This window comes from Mariniflexile fucanivorans (assembly GCF_004341235.1).
Lineage (GTDB): Bacteria > Bacteroidota > Bacteroidia > Flavobacteriales > Flavobacteriaceae > Mariniflexile > Mariniflexile fucanivorans.
The window spans coordinates 67,519-90,744 of sequence record NZ_SLUP01000010.1 but is presented as its reverse complement, the minus strand read 5'-3'; the positions used below and the strand labels follow the sequence as shown (position 1 = coordinate 90,744).

The following is a 23,226-nucleotide window of genomic DNA, read 5'->3' as shown; positions in this document are numbered from 1 at the left end:
TTAAAGTAAAAAATTATTATTTGTAAAAAAAACCTACTTTAGTTACTAACTATGACCAATTAGACTACATGAGCAAAAAATACCTTTTAGCGTTTTTATTCTGCGCTATATTAACTGTTTCATTTTTCGGACTCAATAAAATAATAGAAGTTTCCTACAATAGAAATATTACTGTATTAGCTCCTATTATAGATTTCAGTTTTAATAATAACAACTCTTGTTCCGATACTCCCATTACATTTACGCCTTCAGTTACCGGTGATGCTCCTTACACCTATTTATGGGATTTTGGTGGTGGAAAAACGTCTACAAACAGCAATCCTACATTTGCGTTTACAGCTTTAGGATGCGGGTTTCAAAACAATAATGTGACCTTAACCGTAACAGATGTTAATGGCACGAGCACTTCAATAACTAAATCTGTTTCTGTTCAGCAAAAACCAGATTTAAAATTTGTTAATTTGAACGCTCCAAGTGGATCTGCGGCACCTTTTGAAAAATGTGGAGATAATAACACCGATCTTCAATACAGTATTAATGTTGGAAACAATTCAGCTTCTTCTTCCTGTATTGCTTCTTATAATGTGGAATGGGGAGATGGCACCTCTGAGACCAATGTAACATTTCCTAAAATGCATACTTATACAAAATTGGGGTCATTTAACATGGTTATAACTGGCATTGGCTCTAGTGGTTGCAACAATGCCATTACGTATGTTGTAAAAAACTCTAACAACCCCATTGGCGCCCTTATAGCACCTGGAAATACCACCAATTTATGTACACCACTTCAACCCATGCCATTTGCGATTGGGTCTTGGGCATCAAATCCATCAGACACTAGATACAATGTAAATTATGGTGATGGTACTACTGCAAATTATACCCAAGCCCAGTTAGAAAGTTCGCCATATTATAATGCTGCAAACCCACCTGCTTCTCAAGATTTCCCTATTCCACATACATTTACTAGGTTTAATTGCCCCAGTGGCAATACAGTTACTTTAACAATAAGCACCTCTTGCGGCAGTACTTACTTAACGGCTGGACCCATTATTATTTTGGATGTACCAATTGTGAATTTTAATGTTAACAGTATTGTATGCGCCAACACATCCGTTAGTTTTTACAATTCTACCATTGCAGGATTTACAAATGATTGTAGCACTGTAAATGTCTATACCTGGGATTTTGGAGATGGCACTCCCGTATCAAGAGCGGTAAGCCCTTACCATGTTTATAAAACACCCGGAAATTATACGATTACTTTATCTGCCGAAACACCTTGCGGAAAAGGAGTTTCCGTATCTAAAACTATTTGTGTTGAACCTATCTTGCAACCTAATTTCACTTTTGGAAATGCCTGTGCTTCCACCCCATTACAAATAAACAATACAACAGATACTAGTTTAAGTTGTGGTGCTGAAACCTATTCATGGGATATGATATCCTATTCTGAAGCCTATTGTGGAGAAGAACCACAACGTTGGAATTTTGCAAACGGCACCTATTCAAACTCTAAAAATCCTGCTATTTCTTTTATAACTCCTGGTATTTACTACCTGCGGCTAACAACAAGAAATTCATGTGGCATTAGTCAATCAATCACAAAACGTATCGATGTAAAAAAACCACCAGTAACAACGTTGGAACCACTTTCTAATTTCTGTCAATCGGCTTCCATTTTCCCCGTTGGAACCGTAGAGGAATCATGCTCTCCAAGTACTGAAATAACGTATCAATGGAGTTTTCCGGGAGGAACACCAGCATCATCCACCTTATTAAATCCGGGTAAGATTGATTATTCCACTAGCGGAAATTACACAGTAACTTTTAGTGTAACGAATAGTTGTGGCACTACCACAAAAACTCAAAATTTTTCGGTAGACATGGTTTTGTCACCTATCATTTCCCCTAAAACAATAGATATATGTAGCGGCCAAAGCTTTCAGGTAAGACCATTTTCAAATGGCACCGATAATGTTCCTTCTGGCACAACCTATACTTGGGGCAACCCAATAATAACCCCAGCAGGTTCTATAAATGGGGCTTCAGGTCAATCGACACCAAGGTCCAATATCAGTCAAACATTAACAAACAACACCAATACTCCTGCAACCGCAACTTACACCATTTCTCCCATATCAGGATCATGTCCCGGGCCAGATTTCACCGTTACGGTAACCGTTAACCCTTTAATCACAGTTATACCTAACATCGTAAACGGTACGTGTTTCGGGTCCAATGATAGCTCTATAAATATTGATGTTACAGGTGGCGTCCCTTTTTCAACAGGAAATCCTTTTACCATTACTTGGACAGGTCCTAACGGCTTTACTAGTTCAGATGAAGATCTTTCTAATTTAGCACCCGGCAATTATACGTTGAACATAACAGATGATGGAAAGTGCCCATACACCAATTCGTTTCGTGTTACAGAACCTGGATTGTTTAGGTTTTCTGGCAATAAAAATGATATTTCTTGCTTTGGGCTTGATGATGGTCGCATCAATTTAACAACTTTAGGAGGAACGCCACCTTATAATTTCACGTGGACAAAAGTTGGCGACCCTTCATTTTCCGCAACTACAGAAGATTTAAGTAACCTAAAACCTGGGGATTACGAAGTAACCATTACCGAAGTTAATAATTGCAATATTCTAACGGGCGCTTACACGATTATTGAACCACCTTTATTAGAAGTGAGTTTAACCAGCCCTGTAGATATTATTCTTTGTTATGGCTCCTTTACAGGTAAAATTGAAGTTAACGCCGTTGGAGGCAGACCTAATTACAGATGGTCATGGACAGGGCCTAACGGGTTTAGGAGCAATCTCCAAAATTTAAATAATATTGAAGCTGGAACGTATAACTTAACGGTTTCTGATAACTCTGGATGTTCAAAAAACTTACAAGTTATAGTGCCCCAAAACCCAGAAATTAAATTAGATTACACCATAAAAGAAATTATATGCTACAATGATGATAGTGGCGCTATTACCATACATGGCATTTCTGGAGGTGTGCCGCCTTACGAACCTTTAGCATGGAGTAATTTAGGAACAGGCATGGTTCAAAATAATTTATCTCATGGCACCTATGTAGTTACCGTAGCCGATGCTTTAAACTGCGTGGTTAATTTCCCCATTACCTTGGCAAATGCGCCTATATTTGATATCAATCCCACTGTAAAAAATGTATCTTGCTTTGGTAATAACGATGGCAGCATCAAACTCAATCTTGTTGGAGGTGAAACACCTGTTAAACTAGTTTGGGATGATAGTTCAACCTCTGGAAATGAACGGAACAATATCGGTCCCGGAACTTATTCAGTAACCATTACTGATGCCAAAGGGTGCATTATACAAGAAACATTTACCATTATTGAACCTTTGCCTTTAAAATTAATTGGAGATGTTACTGATGCTTTAGATTGTGATGATGTAAACTCTGGAGCCATCGATCTAGAGGTTACAGGAGGCACATTACCCCTTTCAATTTCTTGGAGTAATGGTTCTAGAGTTGAAGATTTAACAAATATACCTCCGGGTGTTTATACGGTAAACATTACCGATGCAAATAATTGTAAACTATCTGAAACTTGGGAAGTAAAACGATTCTTAGCTTTGGAATCCCCGTTTGAAGTTATTACAAATTATAACTGTGAAACTAAATATGTAGACCAGACTTTTATTGCAAAAGTAAAGGGAGGCATCCCACCGTATCAACTTAGTTGGTCCAGTGGTATCATTACAGGTGTTAATAATGAAATTATGAGAACTGATACTAATGGTTTAGTTATTCTTACTGTTGAAGATAGTTTTGGTTGTATTGAAGAGTTTTCCATTCAAGTAGAAACTCCCATATTGGACGATTCACGTTTTACTACAGATTCCTTTGGGTTCAGTGTTTACAACCTCTACTCTATTTACGACCCTATTAAATTCACAAACGGCTCTGTTGGCGATTTCATAAATATCTCATGGGATTTTGGAGATGGTAATTTTTCAGATGAAGAAAATCCTGAGCACGTGTATGTAAAAGAAGGCACCTATACCATAAAACAAACGGTTAGCTACCCTTTTGGTTGCGAATATTCCAGCGAAACCACTTTAGTGCTTGAAAAAGGATATAGCATCATGATGCCAAACGCCTTTACACCAAATAAAGATGGCATGAATGATTATTTCGCTCCTGTTTTTATAGGATTGAATAACATGACACTTCATATTTACGATACATGGGGTGGCATTATTTATGCTGAAACAGGTGAAAACATAAGAGGTTGGGATGGAAAAATAAAAGGAATAGCTACTGAAAATGGCAATTACTACTTTAAACTTACCGCAAAAACCTTTTACAACCATACCATCACTCAAGAAGGCTCGTTAGTTTTAATTAACTAATTAGAAAAAATTATAGATGAAATTAAAACTATTAGCACTCATTATCATAGCTTGTTCTTTTGTAAAAACAAATGCGCAAGATCCTATTTTTTCACAATACTTTTTAGTTCCCGAAACTTTAAATCCTGGATTTTCTGGGTTTGAAGACGCTTCCTATTTCGGTTTAATACATAGAACACAATGGCCGAGTCTCGATTTAAGAGTTGATACCGAATATGCTTTTTTCAATTCATGGATTGAAAATGTTGGCGGTATGGGCGTTAGTATTTTAAATCAGCATGAAAACAAAACCAATTACAACCACCTGCAAGGGAACGTGAATTTTGCTTATCATATAAAGCTTTCAAACGATTGGTTTTTTAGACCTGCCATTGAAGTTGGTTTTGGCACAAAATCGTTTAACTTTAGAAATTTAGTACTCGCCGATCAAATAAATATTGGGTCTGGAACTATTAATCCGTATTCATCCGATCCTTATGCGTTGAATGCAAATAGCAACATAGCGTTTATAGATTTTGGAACTGGTTTTGTTTTCGATAAAAAAAATACAAGAAATGACACCGATTTATGGTTAGGTGCTTCCATAAAACATTTAAACAGACCCAATATTTCGTTTTTAGAAAATGGGCATGTGCCATTAGATATTTTTTATTCCATTCACGGGAATTACAAGTTTCCTTATTTTGATTATAACGACATGATTATTTCTGCCAATTACATGCAACAAGGTGGCTATAATAGGTTTGATTTGGGAACTACCATAAAGCTTGATAAACTAATGTTAGGAGCTATGGCGGTTACAAATCCTGCAAAAAATAATGCTAATAACGATTTGCTTACGTCTATAAACACCTTTATTGGCTTGGAGTTTGAACAACTACGTTTTGGATTTTCATATGATATAAACACCTCTAACATTGGAAGAACCAATGGTGTTTACGAGCTCTCCATCACGTACTTAACAGGCTGCTTGGTTTGTAGAAATCCTGCGAATTTAGAGCGCAGAAAATAGGTTACTTTTTCTCCACAACTTCTAACATAGCTTTAGCAAATTTTGAAAATTGCCAACTATGATGTGTCATTGCCTGTTTCAAATTTTCAACACAAGCATCGTTGCAAGCTTTTATTTCTTGTAAATATAAAAAAGCATTCTGACGAATTTCAAAATTATAAACAGGATTTGTGTATTGGGTTAATTCATCAAAATATTCTTTTTTGTTTTCTGGTTCAAAATCTTCGGTCATCAAAGCTAAAGTTAACCAAAGTATGCGAATATTTTTATCATTAAACCCTTGAATCCCTTTTGTTTTATTCAGATATTTATGTCGCTCTTGCGGAAAATTTAGCCATAAATTGAATAAAGCCTTTTCAATGGTGATGTAGGATTTATCATTTAAAAGCGTTTCATAATCTGTTTTTAATTCTGAAGGTATTTCGGTTAAGTTTATGGCAATGGATTGACGGATTTTTAAATCTTTTGAGTTTAAAATACCTTTTATAAAATCATCCCTATTAACAGAAGGATCAGAAAAAGTTCTTTTAAAAAAGTCTTCACGATAAAAATCATTCATTTTACCAAAAAACAAATCCCATTTACTATAAACTTTAGATGATATTTGATTGGTCATACAAGAATGTATATCATTTCTATTTCTTTGCTCTTCATATATTTCAGTTGACAACTGAATTAATTTAGCTTTAAATGATTCTAAACCTAATAAATAATTTTCCACAAACTTACTCAAATCCTGTCCACTAGCCTTTTCAACTTCACTTATAAAATCATCAGTCTCCACATTCTTAAACTGATACTTTAATAAATAATTTTTAACAGCCGTTTTATAAGCTTTATCCCCTACTTGTTCTCGAAGCATATGTAACACCCAAGCGCCTTTTTTGTAAAACGTGGTGCTGCTAGATTGCGGATCTAAAAGAGAAGTACTTTGTCCCGATTTATCTTGTTCTAATAATTCTTGAGCATACTGGTACAACTGCCAATAGTAATAATCGTCTCCAAAAATATCTTTTTCTGCTAGTAAAGCATAATAAGTAGCAAAACCCTCTTGAAGCCAGTGGTGCGTACCGGAAGTTTCGGTAACCAAATTACCAAACCATTGATGTGCTAGTTCGTGTGCATTTACGTTTACATAGTTTTTATCAACAAAAGCAATGGAATCAATCACAAAACTATCGGCAAAAATAGTCGTAGTCGTGTTTTCCATACCGGCATACAAAAAGTCTTTTACAGGCACTTGTTTGTAATTTTGCCACGGATACTTTACGCCAATTTCTTCTTCAAGAAAATCAAACATGTGTTTGGTATAGCGATATGTTGGCTCAAGTTTTAAGGAATCTTCAGGGTAATAATACATTTCTAAAGGAATTTCACTTTTGGATGTTTCCGTCTTTTTATCATAATTCCCGATGACTAAAGCTACTAAATAGCTAGACATAGGTTGTTGCATATCAAAATTCCATGTAGTAGTTGATTTGTTTATTTGTTTATTTGTTAATTTTCCGTTGGCTATAACTTGATAATTTTTATCGAATTCAATACTTAAATCGAACTCGACTTTCTCATTCATATCATCAATACTAGGCAGCCAATTACTGGTGTATTTTCCTTGACCTTGTGTCCAGATTTGTTTATTCTCGACGGTATTAAAAGTCATATCACTTTTATTTTTCCAATCAATAAAATAGATTGCTTTTTTAGGGTAAGCTTCAAAATTAAAACTTACTTCGTAGCTGTTTTTAGCTTTAAAATCATGTTTTATCCAAAGTTTTTTTAAATCATTTCGGTATTCAACATCCCTTTCATTTAAGCTTACATTATCAAATGTCATATTTATAGCGTCAATGAATATAGAATCTGTATTCTTTAAAATCTCAAAATTATAACGAACAACACCAAGTACTTTTGTAGAATCTGGTTTAAAACCAACTTCCACATTAGCAGTTTTAAAATCAACATAATCCGTTTGCTGCCCTTGAATAAACGAAATAGTGACAAAACATATATAAAAAAAGAAACGATTCATGTATTAAAGTTATCAAGCATTAAGCCAAAATACGAATTTATATTACTCCTTTATGTACAGGAATATAAATTAATCATTGAGGCAGGCTTTCTTTAAACCGTAATAAAGGTTTGAAAACTAACATTTATCATGTTAAAACCCTATTTATATGTATATATTAGTTTTGTGATCATTAATTAAGAAATTAAACTTTTGAAAATGAATCTATTTTAAATAGGTTTCTTGTGTGAAAACGAATTATAATTATTAAGTTTAACAGCCTTAGTCTAAAATACATTTCCAATACGAATATTATTATTTTAACTAGTACAGAATGATTATTAACGATGTTATAAAAAAAATAGTTTTTATTGAAAATTCGCTTAAAAAGGGGGATTATTTATTTGTTTGGAATGGCATTAAAAAGCGAATTAAATCTGAAAATATAGCTTTCGGACTTAAGCGTGATTTATCTGAAGAAACAATTCCCCCAAGGTCGCTTATCAGTTTATCTATCAGGCCCTATCAAATAAGTGATGGTAAATATTTTCTATTGGATAAGAACAATTATGGGTTAATAGAAAAAAATATTAGCACTTGCTATGTTGCAATTACTAATGATGGTGAGCCTTGTTTTCGCCAATGGCTGATTGATTCGTCTCAAAATCCTAAAATTTATAAGTTTTGGGGAGACTCATTTCCTATGCTTAAAAATGATGAAGCTTTGCTGGAAAATGCTTATACAATTCCCAAAAACAGAGGCTTTGGTATTATGGCTACCGCCACACATCTAATTTCAGAAAAAGGAAAGGAACAGGGTGTTAAACACATTATAACTTTTGTTGACAAAAAAAACGTAAGTGCATTGCGTTCAATAGTTTACTCAGGTTACAAACCTTACACATTACGTAAAGAAAAATGGTTTTTATTTATTAAAAAGGTGTCTTTTGAAGAAATTCCAGATGAACTAGCCATATTTTTAAACAAATTTGTTTTTATGAAAAATACAGGTTCGCTAGTTTCCAATAATGCTATAAATCCATATAAATCCCGACAAAAAGTTTCGGGCTAAATTTCAATATAATGCAAATAAAAATTAATATTAAAGATAAAATAAGAGATTACATACTTCAATCTACTTTTGATGATGTGAAAAATGTGATGGATGAAACTCTAATTTTTGAAGAAGGCGTTCTTGACTCCATGGGACTGCTGTTTTTAATCGAATTTTTAAAAGAAGAATTTAACATTACAACTAATGATGAAGAATTAGTTGTGGAGAATTTTCAATCCATTAATAATATAACGGCTTTCGTAGAGAATAAAATGTAACATATAACTTTCTATTCTTTTTAATATGTGTGGAATTTCCGGTTTTTATAAATTTAATACAAGCACAGATAATAAAATAAACACTTTAAGACATATGCTCACAAGAATTAAGCATAGAGGTCCTGATGAAAGTGGCATTTATATATCTGATACTATTGGCATTGGCAGTGTACGCTTAAGCATCATCGATTTAAATACGGGAACCATGCCATTATCAAATGCCGATGCGTCTTTATGGGTTGTTTTTAATGGTGAAATATTCAATTATATTGAGCTTAAAGAAGAATTATTGGCAAAAAACCACACCTTTAAAACACATACGGATACGGAAGTTATTGTGCATTTATATGAAGAATACGGTGCTGAATTTCTACACAAACTTAATGGGCAATTTGCCATAGCAATTTGGGATAAAAATAAACAAGAATTATTTTTAGCTAGAGACAGGGTTGGTATTCTCCCCTTGTTTTACACAACAGTTAACAACGCTTTTGTTTTTGCTTCCGAGATGAAATCATTTTTAGAATTTCCCGATTTTCAACCTAAAATTTCAGCAAAAGCATTATCGGAATATTTCACTTTTTGGACATCCATGTCTACAAACACAGTATTTGAAGGTGTTTTTGAGTTAGCTCCAGGCACTTACATGACCATCAATGCTAACTCTAAAACCATAAAAAAGTATTGGGAATTGCCAATTACAAAACAAGACAGCTACAAGTTCAATAATATAGAGGAAGCAACTAAAGAATTTGAAACCATTTTTACTGATGCCGTAAAACTAAGGTTGAGAGCAGACGTGCCAGTAGCTGCTTATTTAAGCGGAGGTTTAGATTCCTGCATCACAACATCATTTATAAAAAAAATAACCCCCGATAGCCTCAGAACATTTTCAATTGGCTTTACTGAAAAAGATTTTGATGAATCATCATATCAAAACATAGCAAGAGCTTATTTTAATACGCAACATTCCAGTATTACATGCAGCCCTCAAGATATATCGGAACACTTTAAAAATGCAGTATGGCACTCTGAAGCACCTTTATTAAGAACTGCACCCATCCCAATGAGTCTATTAGCAAAAAGTGTTAAAAATAAAAATATTAAGGTTGTTATTACAGGCGAAGGTGCCGACGAACTTTTTGGAGGTTACAACATTTTTAAAGAAACCAAAATTAAGCGATTTTGGGCAAAAGACCCGAATTCAAAATACCGCCCGTTATTATTAAAAAAACTATATCCATACATTCCGCAAATTAAAAATGCAAATAGCAGCATATTAAAACTGTTTTTTGGATACAAACTCAATGAAACAGAATCGCCTATTTATTCGCATTTATTAAGATGGAATAACACGTCAAGAATTAATAATTATTTCTCTGATGATTATAAAGAAGCCATTGGTAATTACAATCCTGTTTCTGAGTTTAAAAAACAACTAGAAAATAAACTCGAAGGTTACGATTACTTAACTAAAGCACAATGGACTGAAATACATTTATTTATGTCTAAATATTTGTTATCATCACAAGGAGATAGAATGGCAATGGCAAATTCTATTGAAGGGCGTTATCCCTTTTTAGATCATCGGGTCATTGAGTTTTGTATGCAATTAAATCCAGACTTAAAATTAAATGGATTAAACGAAAAATATTTGTTAAAAAAAATGATGAAAGGCAGGTTGCCAGAAGACATTTTAAACAGACCAAAACAAGCCTACAGAGCACCAATAAGGAGTGCATTTTTTTCTGAAGAAATGCCAAACTATTTAAAAGACATGTTATCTGAAGAAAAAATCACGGAATTTGGAATTTTCAATCTCAAATTCGTAAATCAATTAAAACAAAAAATGATTTTAAACAAGCAGGTTTCCGAAATTGATAATATGGCAATTACAGCCATTTTATCAACTCAAATATTGTATGATTTATTCATTAAAAAATCAATACCAAAATTACAAGAACAAGAACTTTTGGTACTAGATAAAGTAGTCTTAGATTAATTAATTAGAAAAATATGGAAACAACAATACGTAAACCTTTTTCAAAAGATATTTTACAAATTGAAAATATTGAAATTGTTTGTAATGAAATAATATCTAAACTCAAAAACGATGTAACCAGAAAACTGCAACGTCGCGGTGCTGTAATTGGCATAAGTGGCGGTATTGACTCTTCTGTTTGTATGGCATTATCTGCAAAAGCATTTGGATCAAAAAACGTGACTGCTATCATGCTTCCAGAGCAAGACTCCAATGATGACAGCCGTGTTTTAGCTGAAAAATTAGCCTCTAAATTTGGAATTACAGACTTACTATTAGAAAACATAACGAACGCATTAGATGGCTTTGGCTGCTACAAAAGAAGAGACGAAGCAATCGCACGAGTGATTTCAGATTTTGATCCTGCTGTGGACAAAGCTAAAATCGAGATTAAGCAAAATGCGGCTTCTAATTTACCACCCGCTTTTTCGGTAACTGTCATTAAACCAAATGGGGAAATAATAAGCAAGTTATTGCCCGTAAAAGAGTATCTGCAAATTGTAGCTTCTACAAATTTTAAACAACGAAGTAGAATGAGCATGTTATATTATCACGCCGAACGATTGCATTATGCTGTAATTGGCACACCCAACAAACATGAAGTAGAACAAGGTTTTTTTGTAAAACATGGTGATGGTGGTGCAGATGTGATGCCAATAGGTCATTTATACAAAACACAAGTCTATCAATTAGCAAAACATTTAGGAGTACCTCAAGAAATTATTGACAGAACACCAACTACCGACACTTATACAGCAGAACAAACACAAGAAGATTTCTTTTACCAAATGCCGTTTGAACAAATGGATTTAATCTGGTATGGTTGGGAAAACAACTATCCCGCAAATGAAGTTGGAAACGTTATGAATAAAACAACACAAGATATTGAAAACATCTACAGAAACTTTGAAAGAAAAAGAAAAACTACCGAATATTTAAGAATGCGTCCCATATTCTAAAACTTAAAAAAATGAATGTTTTCGACTACTTATTTGATCTAACCAAAAATATTGAAAAGGATTTCTTGCTAGGTTCAAAAGAAACAAGTTCATTTAAAAAACTTTATAATGATGGTATAAAAATTGCCTCTTATTTAAAAGAAACCATTGGAGAAGGTCAAAATATAGTATTGATAAGTCCTAATTCTGTTTTCTTCATAACCGCTTATTTAGGAATCATCAAATCTGGTAACACTTGTGTTCCGCTAAATTTTGCTATCGAACAAAGTAATTTAGATTACATACTCAATACTACCGAATGTTCAACGGTTTTTATTACTGAAAGTCTAAAACACAGATTAAAATTTAATACCGATATTCATTTAATTGATGAAGAGGAAGCATTATGTCATATTGAAAATCAAAAAACCAATTATTTTAATTCCGATTTTAACAAAAACCAAGCTGCAGAAATCATCTTTACTTCTGGGTCAACGGGCGAGCCTAAAGGTGTTATAATAAGTCATCAAAACATAATTACTAATACCAATTCCATTATTGAATACTTAAAATTATCTTCAACAGATAGAATGCTAGTTGTGTTACCTTTCTATTATTGTTACGGATTATCTTTATTGCATACACACCTAAAGGTTGGAGGATCTATAATTCTAAATAATAATTTCATGTTTTTAGGAACTGTTATTCAAGATTTAAAGCATTATAACTGTACTGGATTTGCAGGAGTACCAAGTCATTTTCAAATATTATTAAAAAAATCAGAGTCATTTAAAGCAACAGAATTCCCAAGTTTAAGATACGTAACTCAAGCTGGAGGCAAGTTACATGACGTATTTATTAAGGAGTTTATAGAAGCATTCCCAACAAAAGAATTTTATGTTATGTATGGGCAAACGGAAGCCACAGCGCGATTATCTTATTTGCCACCAGAATTAATACACACTAAAACAAGTTCCATTGGCAAAGCCATTCCAAACGTAGAGCTAAAGATTGTAAATGATGAAGGGAACGTTATAAAAGCAAATGAAACAGGTGAATTGCTTGCTCGCGGAGAAAACATCATGTTAGGCTATTACAAACATGATGCAGAAACGAACCTTGCCATAAAAGACGGATGGTTATACACTGGTGATATTGCCAAAATGGATGATGATGGCTATATTTACTTAGTGGCAAGAAAAAAAGAGATTCTAAAAGTTGGAGGAAAAAGGGTGAGCCCAAAAGAAATTGAAGCTGTTATTTTATCCATTCCAGAAATAGTAGATTGTACAATTACTGGTTATGATGATGACCTTTTAGGTGAAGCAATTCTAGCAACCATTGTTATTGATCATAAAATAGATGAAAGCACTATAAAAGAAAAAATACTTCAAGTATGTTCTAAAAATTTATCATTTTATAAAATTCCACAAAAAATTGTTTTTAAAACCTCTATAAAAATAAGTGCTACGGGTAAAAAAAGCTAAAATTTCAATTTTAAAAACTTTTAAAAAAGTACAGACCAAGGCTAACAATTAGCAAGTTAAAACCTCTAAATATTCTATTTCTCGAATTGCTCAAAATGCCTTAAATTCGTGCTCTATGACTACCAATCTACAAACTCCTATCGATTACTTAAAAGGTGTTGGCCCAAATCGTGCAGATTTGCTCCGAAAAGAATTGGGTATTCATACGTATCAAGATTTAATCAATTTATTTCCAAATAGATACATAGACCGCACCCAGTATTACAAAATAAACCAATTACAACCAAATAATGCCGATGTACAGGTTATTGGTAAAATAGTAGCGTTTAAAGAGGTCGAACAAAAAAGAGGAAAACGCTTGGTCGCTACCTTTCAAGACGAAACAGGCGTTATGGAATTGGTTTGGTTTCGCGGACAAAAATGGATAAAAGAGAATTTAAAACTAAACACAGCTTATGTTATTTTTGGTAGAACCAATTTATTTGGTGGCAAATTTAATATGCCACACCCTGAACTAGAATTACAGGAAGAACACGAAAAAAATTTACGTTCTGCCATGCAACCAGTATATCCTTCAACCGAAAAACTTTCAAATAAAGGTGTTACAAATCGGTTGATGGTTCAAATTATACAACAATTATTTATTGAAACTGGAGGCAGATTTACTGAAACACTTTCAGAAAATATACTTTCAGAATTAAAATTAATTAATAAAAGTGACGCCCTTTTTAATGTGCATTTTCCGAAGAGTCAAGAGCTATTAGCAAGGGCTCAATTTCGTTTAAAATTTGAAGAACTTTTCTATATTCAGTTTCAACTTATCATCAAAAATTTAATTCATAAATCGAAAATTAAAGGGTTTCCTTTTGAACATGTTGGTTCTTATTTTACCGACTTTTTCAACAACCATTTACCCTTCGATTTAACCAATGCACAGAAGCGCGTTTTAAAAGAAATTCGTGCCGATTTAGGGAGTAATGCACAAATGAATCGCTTGTTACAAGGCGATGTAGGTTCTGGAAAGACCATAGTAGCCTTCATGTCAATGTTAATGGCACTTGACAACGATTTTCAAGCGTGCTTAATGGCTCCGACTGAAATTTTGTCAGTCCAGCACTATAACGGTTTACTTGATTATTGTAACGAATTGAATATCAGCGTTAAAATACTTACTGGCTCAAGTAAAACTTCAGAAAGAAAAAAAATTCATGAAGCTTTAGAAAATGGCGAATTACAACTCCTTATTGGCACCCATGCGTTGCTCGAAGATAAAGTGAAATTCAAAAATTTAGGGCTCGCCATCATCGATGAACAACACCGTTTTGGAGTCGCCCAACGCAGCAAATTATGGAAGAAAGGCCCACCTCAATCCTCCCAAAGGGAGGAGGCTAAATCTATTCGTCAAAAATATATGACTGCTCGCCCATCAGCTTATAATTTAATTAAAGAACTTCAATCTGAAAATAAAAAACACGCAACTGAAGCAGAATCTATTTTATGGGAATGTTTAAGAAATAAAAAAATTAATCATAAATTTAGAAGACAACACATTATTGATGAGTTTATAGTCGATTTTGTATGCCTTGAGAAAAACTTAGTTATTGAAGTTGATGGAGGTTATCATACAACTATTGAACAAAAAGAAGCAGACGATTTACGCACTACTATTTTAACAGAAATAGGATTTAAAGTTATAAGATTCACTAATGAGCAAATCATTGGAGATATAGATAATGTTTTGCGCTATATTACAAAGAGCTTGGAAAGCCTCCCTTCTGGGGAGGTTGGTGGGGCTTTCATCCCTCCACACATATTAGTAATGACAGCTACCCCTATTCCAAGAACCTTAGCAATGTCCGTTTATGGTGATTTAGATATTTCGGTTATTGATGAATTACCCGCCGGAAGAAAGCCCATAAAAACGGTTCATAGATATGATAAAAACCGCTTGAATGTTTTCAAATTTATTCGAGATGAAATTAAAAAAGGGCGACAAATTTATATTGTGTATCCGCTCATTCAAGAAAGCGAAGCTTTAGATTATAAAGATTTAATGGATGGTTATGAAAGTATCTCCAGAGACTTCCCCATGCCCGAATATCAAATTTCCATTGTTCATGGCAAAATGAAACCTGCCGATAAAGATTTTGAAATGCAACGCTTCATTAAAGGTGAAACCCAAATTATGGTTGCCACCACCGTTATTGAAGTTGGTGTTAATGTACCCAATGCCTCTGTAATGATTATTGAAAGTGCCGAACGTTTTGGTTTGTCGCAACTCCACCAATTACGTGGTCGTGTTGGACGTGGTGCTGAACAAAGCTATTGTATTTTAATGACAAGTCACAAATTAAGCGCAGATAGTAAAACTCGCTTGGAAACGATGGTTAAAACCAGTGACGGTTTTGAAATTGCCGAAGTCGATTTGCGTTTACGTGGTCCTGGTGATCTTATGGGCACGCAACAAAGCGGTGTTTTAAACTTAAAAATTGCCGATATTATTAAAGATAAAGACATTTTACAAAGTGCGCGCTTTTACGCTAAAAAACTACTTAAAGACGACCCCAAACTATCCAATCCAGATAATAAAGTGGTTTTAGACACCTATAGGGCTTTAAGCAAGTATAAAAATATTTGGAATTATATAAGCTAACTCCATAATTTAATTCATATACTAAATTCCAGATCAATGTTCTATGTCACACTGAGCTAGTCGAAGTGCAACTTTATGAAGTCTTCGACAAGCTCAGACTGACTTTCTGGAATAAATTGCCCTTTATTTTAAATGATAAAATATTTTATCATAATAATTTTGAATTAAACCCATAACATATCTAATTCATTTTTAATAAAACATAATCCTTAACTTTGCATTCTTATACCATTAAGTTTATAATTTAAGAATGATTCACATTCACGAAAAAACATTAAAAGATTTAGAGTTTTCAACCGTATTACAACAAGTAAGCGAACATTGTGTTACCACATTAGGTAATGAAAAAGCATTGCAAATTGAGCCCTACAAAACACAAGAAACGCTATTAATTAGCTTAAAACTAACCAACGAATACTTATCATCGTTTTACAACGATAACCGAATTCCGAACCATGGTTTTGACGCCATCACTAAGGAAATCAAATTATTACGCATAGAAAACACGTATTTAGAAGTACATAGCTTAAAGAAAATTGTTTCGATGTCGTTAAGTACAAACGAGATTGTAACGTTCCTAAAAAAGTTTGAAACTTATTATCCAAACCTTAACGAATTCGCATCACATATAGAAGTTACCAAAGCCATTATTGAAAAAGTGGATGCTGTAGTAGATCGTTTTGACGATATAAAAGATAATGCCTCTAACCTACTTTTCGATTTAAGACAATCCATAAACAGTGTAAAAGGTAAAATAAACCAAAGTTTTGCTTCTGCTTTAAATACATATCATGGTCTGGAATATCTAGACGATATACGAGAAAGCGTTGTAGAAAACAGACGCGTTTTAGCCGTAAAAGCCATGTACCGTCGTAAAGTGCAAGGTTCCATCATGGGAAGTAGTAAAACAGGAAGCATCGTCTATATGGAACCTGAAGCAACTCTAAAATATTCACGCGAATTGAATAATTTAGAGTTTGAGGAAAATGAAGAAGTAGTTCGCATTTTAAAAGAACTCACCAATTTTATTCGTCCGTTTACACCGCTTTTAGAAAAATATCAAGCGTTTTTAATCGACATAGATGTGATTTCCGCAAAAGCGAAATACGCACAATCCATGAATGCCATACTTCCTGAAATTTCAGAAGACAGAAGCATGTATTTGCGTGATGCCTACCACCCATTACTCTATTTAAACAACGCTAAAAAGAAAGAAAAAACATTTCCCCAAACTATAGAATTAAAACAAGATAGTCGTATCATCGTTATTTCTGGTCCCAACGCAGGTGGAAAAAGTATCACCTTAAAAACCGTTGGTTTATTACAAGTGATGTTACAAAGTGGGATGTTAATTCCTGTGCACGAACGTAGTAGCGTGTGTTTATTCGATCGTATTTTAAGCGATATTGGTGATAATCAATCTATAGAAAATCATTTGAGCACGTACAGTTACCGTTTAAAACAAATGAATTATTTCTTGAAGAAGTGTAACAAAAACACGCTCTTTTTAATTGATGAATTCGGTACAGGTAGTGATCCTGAACTTGGTGGAGCATTAGCTGAAACTTTTTTAGAAGAATTTTACCATCGGGAAGCTTTTGGCATCATTACAACGCATTACTCCAATTTAAAAATATTGGCGAATGAATTGCCTAATATGCTAAATGCGAATATGTTATTTGATGAAAAGACGTTGGAACCCATGTACAAATTGGTGATTGGGCAAGCTGGTAGTAGTTTCACCTTTGAAGTGGCACAAAAAAACGGCATTCCATTTGGATTGATAAACCGAGCGAAAAAGAAGATTGAGCGAAGTAAGGTGCGTTTTGATGCTACGATTGCAAAACTTCAAAAAGAACGTTCTAAACTTGAAAAAACAGGAGAATCATTAAAACTTAATGAAAAGAAAAAGATTCAAGAAGCTGATAAACTTGAGGAAACAAATGCTAAAATTCAGAAAAAATTAGAAAGCTATCAAGAATTGTACGATAGCAACCAACGCTTAATTTACTTAGGACAAAAAGTTGATGATTTATCAGATAAATTCTTCAACAACAAACAAAAAAAGGCTTTAATGGACGAACTTTTTAAGCTCGTTCAAATTGAAAATTCTAAGCGGATAAAAGTAACTCCAAAAGAAAAAAAGGTCATTAAAATTAAAGAAAAACAAGTTATACAAGAAGTTGAAAAGAAAGTTGAAGTAATTCGCGAAAAGAAAAAAGAAGCGAAGAAAAAAGCCATTGAAACCCCGAAACCAAAAGCTATTTTAAGAGTTGGAGACCGTGTACGTATGCAAGATGGTCGTGCCATTGGTAGTATTGATAAAATTGAAAAAAACAAAGCTGTTGTTAATTATGGTATCTTTACGACTAATGTTAGTATGAGTGAATTAGAATTAGTTGAAGCTATAAAAAAATAACATGAAACACATTTTTGCCCTTTTATTTATAATAGTTCCAATTTTTGGAACTTATTCGTGTAGCTCTTCCGATAATGAAGAAGAAATAGTTAAAGAAGAAGAAATCGACGACACCCCTACTGAAGACCCTAAAATAGTATGGAAAAACTGGTATTTATCCGTTCCCATTAATAATGGCAATGGTAATGCGACGTCCATATATTACCAAGCCATTGAAAACAATACACTTAATACTGAACAATCTCAATATTTTTACAAAAACACAGATGGTAGCTATACCATGTTCACCAAATTCACAGGATTTACAACGTCTGGCACAGCCACTTTAAACGATGGCAAATACTGCCGTACTGAGCTTCGTGAGTTCTGGCAAGGCAACCAAACAACCAGCGACAATTGGTCTATGGATACGGGCACTCACATTCTGGAAACCACATTAAAAGTGGACTTTGTTGAAGGAAACGGAAGAACCATTGTAGCCCAAGTTCATGGTATTGAAACAACTGGTTTGGTTGGATCTCCTGCTACCATTAAAATACGCTGGAATAGTGGCGTAATTCAATTAGATCATTACATAAAACCGAACGATGGTGATCCTTGGACGAGTGATTCAGACACAAAAAAAGATGTTGGTACAGTAGATAATGAAGTATTCACTTTTAAAATTAAAATTGAAGGTGGCAAGTTTTATTACGCTTTGATATGCGAAGCCAAAAACATAAATACCGATTATACGTTTGTGTATGATTATGTTACAAATGGTTATGCTTACAACAATTATTTTAAAACTGGCAATTACTATGGCTGGAATTCAGATTATGTAAAAACAGCACAAGTAGTTTTGTATGAAGTAAAAACTGATCATTTTTAATGGGTATACAAGTACCAAATCATAAAAAATTGATATTATTTGATGGTATTTGCAATTTATGTAATGCCTCCGTTCAGTATATTATTAAGCACGATAAAAACAATGTGTTTCTTTTTGCGGCCTTACAAAGCAATACAGGTTTAGAGATTATAAAAAAATTCAATATCGATACCTCAAAAACAGATTCTATTCTTTTGTATACACCTGAAAAAGAACTGGTTTCAAAATCGACAGCAGCTCTAAAAATTGCACGTCATTTACGTTTTCCTATAAACACATTAAGCATATTTATTATTGTGCCACCGTTTATTAGAAATTTTGTATACGATTATATTGCAAAAAACCGCTATAAATGGTTTGGTAAAAAAGAATCCTGTTGGATACCAACCCCCGAATTAAAAAGTAAATTTTTAGATTAAAAAATAACGTTATTTAACATTTAAAAAGCTGCCATTTAAAATACATTTGCACTTTTAAATAAATTGATGAAATGCGTTATAAATACTATTTAGCAGTCATAACAGCCTTTAGTATTTGGGGCTTTTTTAGTCTTGTTTTAAAATCTTTAGATGCATTTCCTGCTTTTGATATTTTAATATACCGTGCGGTAACTTCCGTTTTTATAATGCTGTTGGTCGTGGTGTTTTTACGCCCTAAAACCCTTCGTAAAAACATACAACTATTTCGAACTATTTCTAAAAAAAATCAGCAAAGTATTGTTATCATCAACCTTTTAAGCGGCTTGTTTTTAGCACTTAATTGGTTTATTTTTATTTATGTGATGAACAACGTTAGTGTGAGTGCAACCTCTTTGGCATATCTTATTTGCCCCATTTTAACCATGGTACTCGCCTATCTTATCTTGAAGGAAAAACTATTCAAAATACAATGGATATCGGTAGCATTAAGTTTAATTAGTTGCTTATTGCTTTCGCTTGGTAACTTTATGGATTTATTTTATAGCATGATTATTGCTTTTACCTACGCCATTTATTTAGTGTTACAACGTAAAAATCAAGAAATGGATCGGTTTTTAGTTTTAACGTTTCAAATAGGTGTTGCTGTTGTTTTATTAATTCCTTTTACTCCTAGCTACATTTCCAACATAGAAAAAACAACCTTTTTCTATGCCATTATTGCATTAATAGCTGTCGTTTTCACTATTGTTCCCATGTATTTAAATATTTATGCTTTAAAAGGGCTCAACTCTGCTATTGTTGGCATCTTTATTTATCTAAACCCTATTATTAACTTTCTACTTGCTGTTTTTTATTTTAAGGAACACATAAGTTTTTTACAAGGATTAAGTTTTAGTTTAATAGCAGTTTCCGTTATTATATTTAACATTCCTAACTTTAGAAAGCAGATTAAGAAACGAAAAGCAACTCATATAAAAATTTAAGATGCTATTTATTAAGTGACGCTAAAAGAAAAGAGAAACACTTAATAATAGTTTGTGCTTATTTTATAAGATTGCTGAATTTAAAAGAAACTATTCAGGTACTAAACTGCCCCATTCCGTCCAAGAACCATCGTAAACCGATATGTTTTTATAACCAGACATGGTGGCTCCTAAAGCTAATACACAGGCAGTTATTCCAGAACCACATGAGAAAATGATGGGTTCGTTTTTTTTTGCTAGTTTTTGAAACTTAGCTTCCATTGAATCTTTAGAAAGAAATTGATTGTTTTCTAGTAAATCTTCAAAAGGCAAATTAACCGAATTAGGAATCGTTCCCATACGCAACCCTTCTCTGGGTTCAGCTTCTAAACTTTTAAAACGTGCTTCAGAACGGGCATCAATAATGGTATGACTTTTAGTTTCTGAAGCCTTTTTCATATCCTTAAAAAATTTCATGAATTCTGGCTTGAGTTTCGCTTCAAAATCACCTAATTCACCAGTATAAAGTTTCATGGATTCTGTTGAAAAACCTGCTTTTTTCCATGCAGGAAAACCACCATCCAATACAGCAACATTATCAAAACCAAAAGCTTTAAATAACCACCAAACCCGCGCGCAGGAGTAAATTCCCTTATCATCATAAACTACAAGGGCACTATCGCTATTTATTCCTAATTCCTGTGCAGATTCTTGAAATTGTTTTTCAGACGGAAATGTGGATGGAAATGGCGCAGATGCATCGCTGAACTTATTTTTAATATCAAATAATCTGGTATTAGGTATTTGAAGTTGGTTTTTATCAAACACTTTGTTGATAGTACCATCTAAAACAATTAAATTTTCAGCTTTTAAATTATCATGCAACCATGATACGGAAACTACGGAATTTGATATATTAATTTTAGCCATGGTAAATGTGTGTTTTAATGTGGTTTCTTTAAATTTTTAAGAATCTAAATCGAATGTTTCCGTGGGGTTTTTAGTGTCGTGATAATTTAACATGTTTTCTCCATTAGCAATAATTGAACATACTGTAGCATCACCTGTTACGTTTACAACGGTTCTAAACATATCTAAAATTCTATCCACTGGAAAAATAATAGCTATCCAAACAGGGTTTAATCCCACAGAATTCAATACGACAATCAACATAACCAAACCTGCACTTGGCACTGCTGCAGACCCAATAGATGCTAATGTTGTAGTGATTACAACGGTTAATTGCTGCCCAATAGTTAAATCTATCATATGCATTTGTGCTAAAAATATAACCGCAACAGCTTGATATAGACTGGTACCATCCATATTTACGGTGGCCCCAATTGGCAACACGAAACTGCTTACTTTTTTATCGACCCCTAAATTATGCTCCACACATTCCATAGTTACGGGCAAGGTTGCAGCACTACTAGATGTTGAAAACGCCAAGGTTTGTGCTGGACTCATTGCTTTAAAGAAGCCCGAATACGATATTTTCTTTACAAATAGTTTTAAAATGGTTGGATATGCTACAAAAATCATGAGCAAAAGGCCTACCAAAACGGTTAACGAATACCAACTTAATCCTTTAAAAATTTCGATAACTTTACCAATATCATCACCTGCCATTTTACTTACTACACCTGCTAATAATGCAAATACAAAAAATGGAGCTGCTTGCATTACCAAATCTACCATTTTTAAAAACACCTCATTAATACCATCTACCAAAGCTAAAACAGGTTGCGATTTTTCGTTAGGAATGAATAATAAACATACTCCAAAAAATAAGGCAAAAAAGATGATTTGTAACATCAAGCCATTATTAGAAAGTGATGCGAAAAAATTCTCGGGTACAATATCTATTAAAGGTTGCAACGGCGAAATAGTTTGCTGTTTGGTTGCTTTTTCAACTTTATCTGAAACCGAAGCTTCTTTTAATTCTGATTTTGATAATTCTGAAATCTCTTGAGCACGTTCAAAAAAAGCAGGGTCTTTTAAATAATTGATGCCATCTTTAACCTCATGCCCTTCGGAAGCTGCCCAAATTTCGTAACGAATACGGTTGTCTATTCTGCTTTGTTCATCTATTAACTTTCCTGGTTTTACAAGATTTACCAATAACAACCCTAAGGAAATAGCCATTATTGTTGTTATTAAATAAATGAATAAGGTTTTCCCACCCATACGCCCTAAACTTTTAGGATCGCCAATATTGGCAACACCTCCAATAATAGAAAACAATACCAAGGGCACCGCGATGAGTTTTAATAAATTGATGAAAATAATACCAAACGGGTCTATCCAATTAATGGTAAATGCGCTCCAACCCAATGTACTTGAAAGTAATGCCCAAATAATACCGAGCGTCATGCCTATTAAGATTTTCCAGTGTAGTGCAAGTTTTTTCATAAGACTCTCCTAACCTCTCCAAAGGAGAGGGACTGTTTTTAGTAAATTATTAAATTTTGAAAGCAAGATAAGAATTTAAACTGTTTTGACTATGAGTAGTCACGAGGTTTATACTCAAGGCATAAAATTTTCAACTAAACTGAATATTTATATGATGTTTTTAGCTATTTCATTAAAAACGGGCTGATAAATGAAGCTAATTGATTGTTTTTGCCATTTTAGAATATTTCAAAAATTCAACTGACTTTGTTGCATCACTAAACACC

The 23,226-nt window shown here is 33.4% G+C and carries 15 protein-coding genes; 12 read left to right on the top strand and 3 right to left on the bottom strand.

The annotated features are described in order from the left end of the window. Window positions 1-68 precede the first annotated feature (68 nt). Both EV196_RS18025 and EV196_RS18020 read left to right on the top strand, forming a co-directional pair. Window positions 69-4,406 carry a PKD domain-containing protein gene (locus tag EV196_RS18025; protein ID WP_132219176.1) on the top strand — a complete coding sequence of 1,446 codons (4,338 nt, stop codon included), beginning with the start codon at window positions 69-71 and terminating at the stop codon, window positions 4,404-4,406. A 16-nt stretch (window positions 4,407-4,422) separates the two neighbouring features. Then, window positions 4,423-5,418, top strand: a complete 996-nt coding sequence (locus EV196_RS18020; RefSeq protein WP_132219175.1) for a PorP/SprF family type IX secretion system membrane protein — start codon at window positions 4,423-4,425, stop codon at window positions 5,416-5,418. A 1-nt stretch (window position 5,419) separates the two neighbouring features. Here the strand turns inward: EV196_RS18020 and EV196_RS18015 are convergent, their stop codons facing one another. Continuing rightward, window positions 5,420-7,447 (bottom strand): M1 family metallopeptidase, encoded by a 2,028-nt coding sequence (locus EV196_RS18015; RefSeq protein ID WP_132219174.1) that lies wholly within the window; start codon window positions 7,445-7,447, stop codon window positions 5,420-5,422. A 313-nt stretch (window positions 7,448-7,760) separates the two neighbouring features. Between EV196_RS18015 and EV196_RS18010 the strand changes: the two genes are divergently transcribed. The 10 genes from EV196_RS18010 to EV196_RS17965 all read left to right on the top strand — a co-directional run bounded on the left by EV196_RS18010 (window position 7,761) and on the right by EV196_RS17965 (window position 20,569). Then, window positions 7,761-8,498 carry a hypothetical protein gene (locus EV196_RS18010; RefSeq protein WP_132219173.1) on the top strand — a complete coding sequence of 246 codons (738 nt, stop codon included), beginning with the start codon at window positions 7,761-7,763 and terminating at the stop codon, window positions 8,496-8,498. Window positions 8,499-8,509: 11 nt separating this feature from the next. After that, window positions 8,510-8,758: an acyl carrier protein gene (locus EV196_RS18005; RefSeq protein ID WP_132219172.1), complete on the top strand. Its 249-nt coding sequence runs from the start codon at window positions 8,510-8,512 to the stop codon at window positions 8,756-8,758. Window positions 8,759-8,783: 25 nt separating this feature from the next. Further along, on the top strand, window positions 8,784-10,760 hold the full coding sequence (asnB, locus tag EV196_RS18000) for an asparagine synthase (glutamine-hydrolyzing) (protein WP_132219171.1): 1,977 nt from the start codon (window positions 8,784-8,786) through the stop codon (window positions 10,758-10,760). Window positions 10,761-10,774: 14 nt separating this feature from the next. Next, complete coding sequence (nadE, locus tag EV196_RS17995) at window positions 10,775-11,758, top strand: NAD(+) synthase (RefSeq protein ID WP_132219170.1); 984 nt, start codon at window positions 10,775-10,777, stop codon at window positions 11,756-11,758. Between the two features lie 11 nt (window positions 11,759-11,769). Beyond that, a complete protein-coding gene (locus EV196_RS17990; protein WP_132219169.1) occupies window positions 11,770-13,224 on the top strand; it encodes an AMP-binding protein in 1,455 nt (484 codons plus the stop codon). Window positions 13,225-13,339: 115 nt separating this feature from the next. Next, complete coding sequence (locus tag EV196_RS17985; protein WP_132219168.1) at window positions 13,340-15,877, top strand: DUF559 domain-containing protein; 2,538 nt, start codon at window positions 13,340-13,342, stop codon at window positions 15,875-15,877. A gap of 250 nt (window positions 15,878-16,127) precedes the next feature. Continuing rightward, a complete protein-coding gene (locus EV196_RS17980; RefSeq protein ID WP_132219167.1) occupies window positions 16,128-18,296 on the top strand; it encodes an endonuclease MutS2 in 2,169 nt (722 codons plus the stop codon). A gap of 1 nt (window position 18,297) precedes the next feature. Beyond that, a complete protein-coding gene (locus tag EV196_RS17975) occupies window positions 18,298-19,167 on the top strand; it encodes a polysaccharide lyase family 7 protein (RefSeq protein ID WP_132219166.1) in 870 nt (289 codons plus the stop codon). Next, window positions 19,167-19,586: a thiol-disulfide oxidoreductase DCC family protein gene (locus EV196_RS17970; protein WP_132219165.1), complete on the top strand. Its 420-nt coding sequence runs from the start codon at window positions 19,167-19,169 to the stop codon at window positions 19,584-19,586. Before EV196_RS17975 ends, EV196_RS17970 begins: the two co-directional genes overlap by 1 nt. Before the next feature lie 71 nt (window positions 19,587-19,657). Next, window positions 19,658-20,569, top strand: coding sequence for an EamA family transporter (locus EV196_RS17965; protein ID WP_132219164.1), 912 nt, complete (start codon window positions 19,658-19,660; stop codon window positions 20,567-20,569). Window positions 20,570-20,659: 90 nt separating this feature from the next. On the opposite strand, the gene EV196_RS17960 is transcribed toward EV196_RS17965, so the two are convergent. Then, the gene (locus EV196_RS17960) at window positions 20,660-21,478 is read right to left on the bottom strand and encodes a sulfurtransferase (protein ID WP_132219163.1); all 819 of its coding nucleotides are present in this window, start codon (window positions 21,476-21,478) and stop codon (window positions 20,660-20,662) included. Window positions 21,479-21,514: 36 nt separating this feature from the next. Further along, window positions 21,515-22,960 (bottom strand): dicarboxylate/amino acid:cation symporter, encoded by a 1,446-nt coding sequence (locus EV196_RS17955; RefSeq protein WP_132219162.1) that lies wholly within the window; start codon window positions 22,958-22,960, stop codon window positions 21,515-21,517. Window positions 22,961-23,226: the final 266 nt, after the last annotated feature.

What these genes read in the sequence shown, in the direction of transcription:
- EV196_RS18025 (WP_132219176.1), top strand. Translation starts at nt 69, where the DNA reads ATGAGCAAAAAATACCTTTTAGCGTTTTTATTCTGCGCTATATTAACT.
- EV196_RS18020 (WP_132219175.1), top strand. Translation starts at nt 4,423, where the DNA reads ATGAAATTAAAACTATTAGCACTCATTATCATAGCTTGTTCTTTTGTA.
- EV196_RS18015 (WP_132219174.1), bottom strand. Translation starts at nt 7,447, where the DNA reads ATGAATCGTTTCTTTTTTTATATATGTTTTGTCACTATTTCGTTTATT.
- EV196_RS18010 (WP_132219173.1), top strand. Translation starts at nt 7,761, where the DNA reads ATGATTATTAACGATGTTATAAAAAAAATAGTTTTTATTGAAAATTCG.
- EV196_RS18005 (WP_132219172.1), top strand. Translation starts at nt 8,510, where the DNA reads ATGCAAATAAAAATTAATATTAAAGATAAAATAAGAGATTACATACTT.
- asnB (WP_132219171.1), top strand. Translation starts at nt 8,784, where the DNA reads ATGTGTGGAATTTCCGGTTTTTATAAATTTAATACAAGCACAGATAAT.
- nadE (WP_132219170.1), top strand. Translation starts at nt 10,775, where the DNA reads ATGGAAACAACAATACGTAAACCTTTTTCAAAAGATATTTTACAAATT.
- EV196_RS17990 (WP_132219169.1), top strand. Translation starts at nt 11,770, where the DNA reads ATGAATGTTTTCGACTACTTATTTGATCTAACCAAAAATATTGAAAAG.
- EV196_RS17985 (WP_132219168.1), top strand. Translation starts at nt 13,340, where the DNA reads ATGACTACCAATCTACAAACTCCTATCGATTACTTAAAAGGTGTTGGC.
- EV196_RS17980 (WP_132219167.1), top strand. Translation starts at nt 16,128, where the DNA reads ATGATTCACATTCACGAAAAAACATTAAAAGATTTAGAGTTTTCAACC.
- EV196_RS17975 (WP_132219166.1), top strand. Translation starts at nt 18,298, where the DNA reads ATGAAACACATTTTTGCCCTTTTATTTATAATAGTTCCAATTTTTGGA.
- EV196_RS17970 (WP_132219165.1), top strand. Translation starts at nt 19,167, where the DNA reads ATGGGTATACAAGTACCAAATCATAAAAAATTGATATTATTTGATGGT.
- EV196_RS17965 (WP_132219164.1), top strand. Translation starts at nt 19,658, where the DNA reads ATGCGTTATAAATACTATTTAGCAGTCATAACAGCCTTTAGTATTTGG.
- EV196_RS17960 (WP_132219163.1), bottom strand. Translation starts at nt 21,478, where the DNA reads ATGGCTAAAATTAATATATCAAATTCCGTAGTTTCCGTATCATGGTTG.
- EV196_RS17955 (WP_132219162.1), bottom strand. Translation starts at nt 22,960, where the DNA reads ATGAAAAAACTTGCACTACACTGGAAAATCTTAATAGGCATGACGCTC.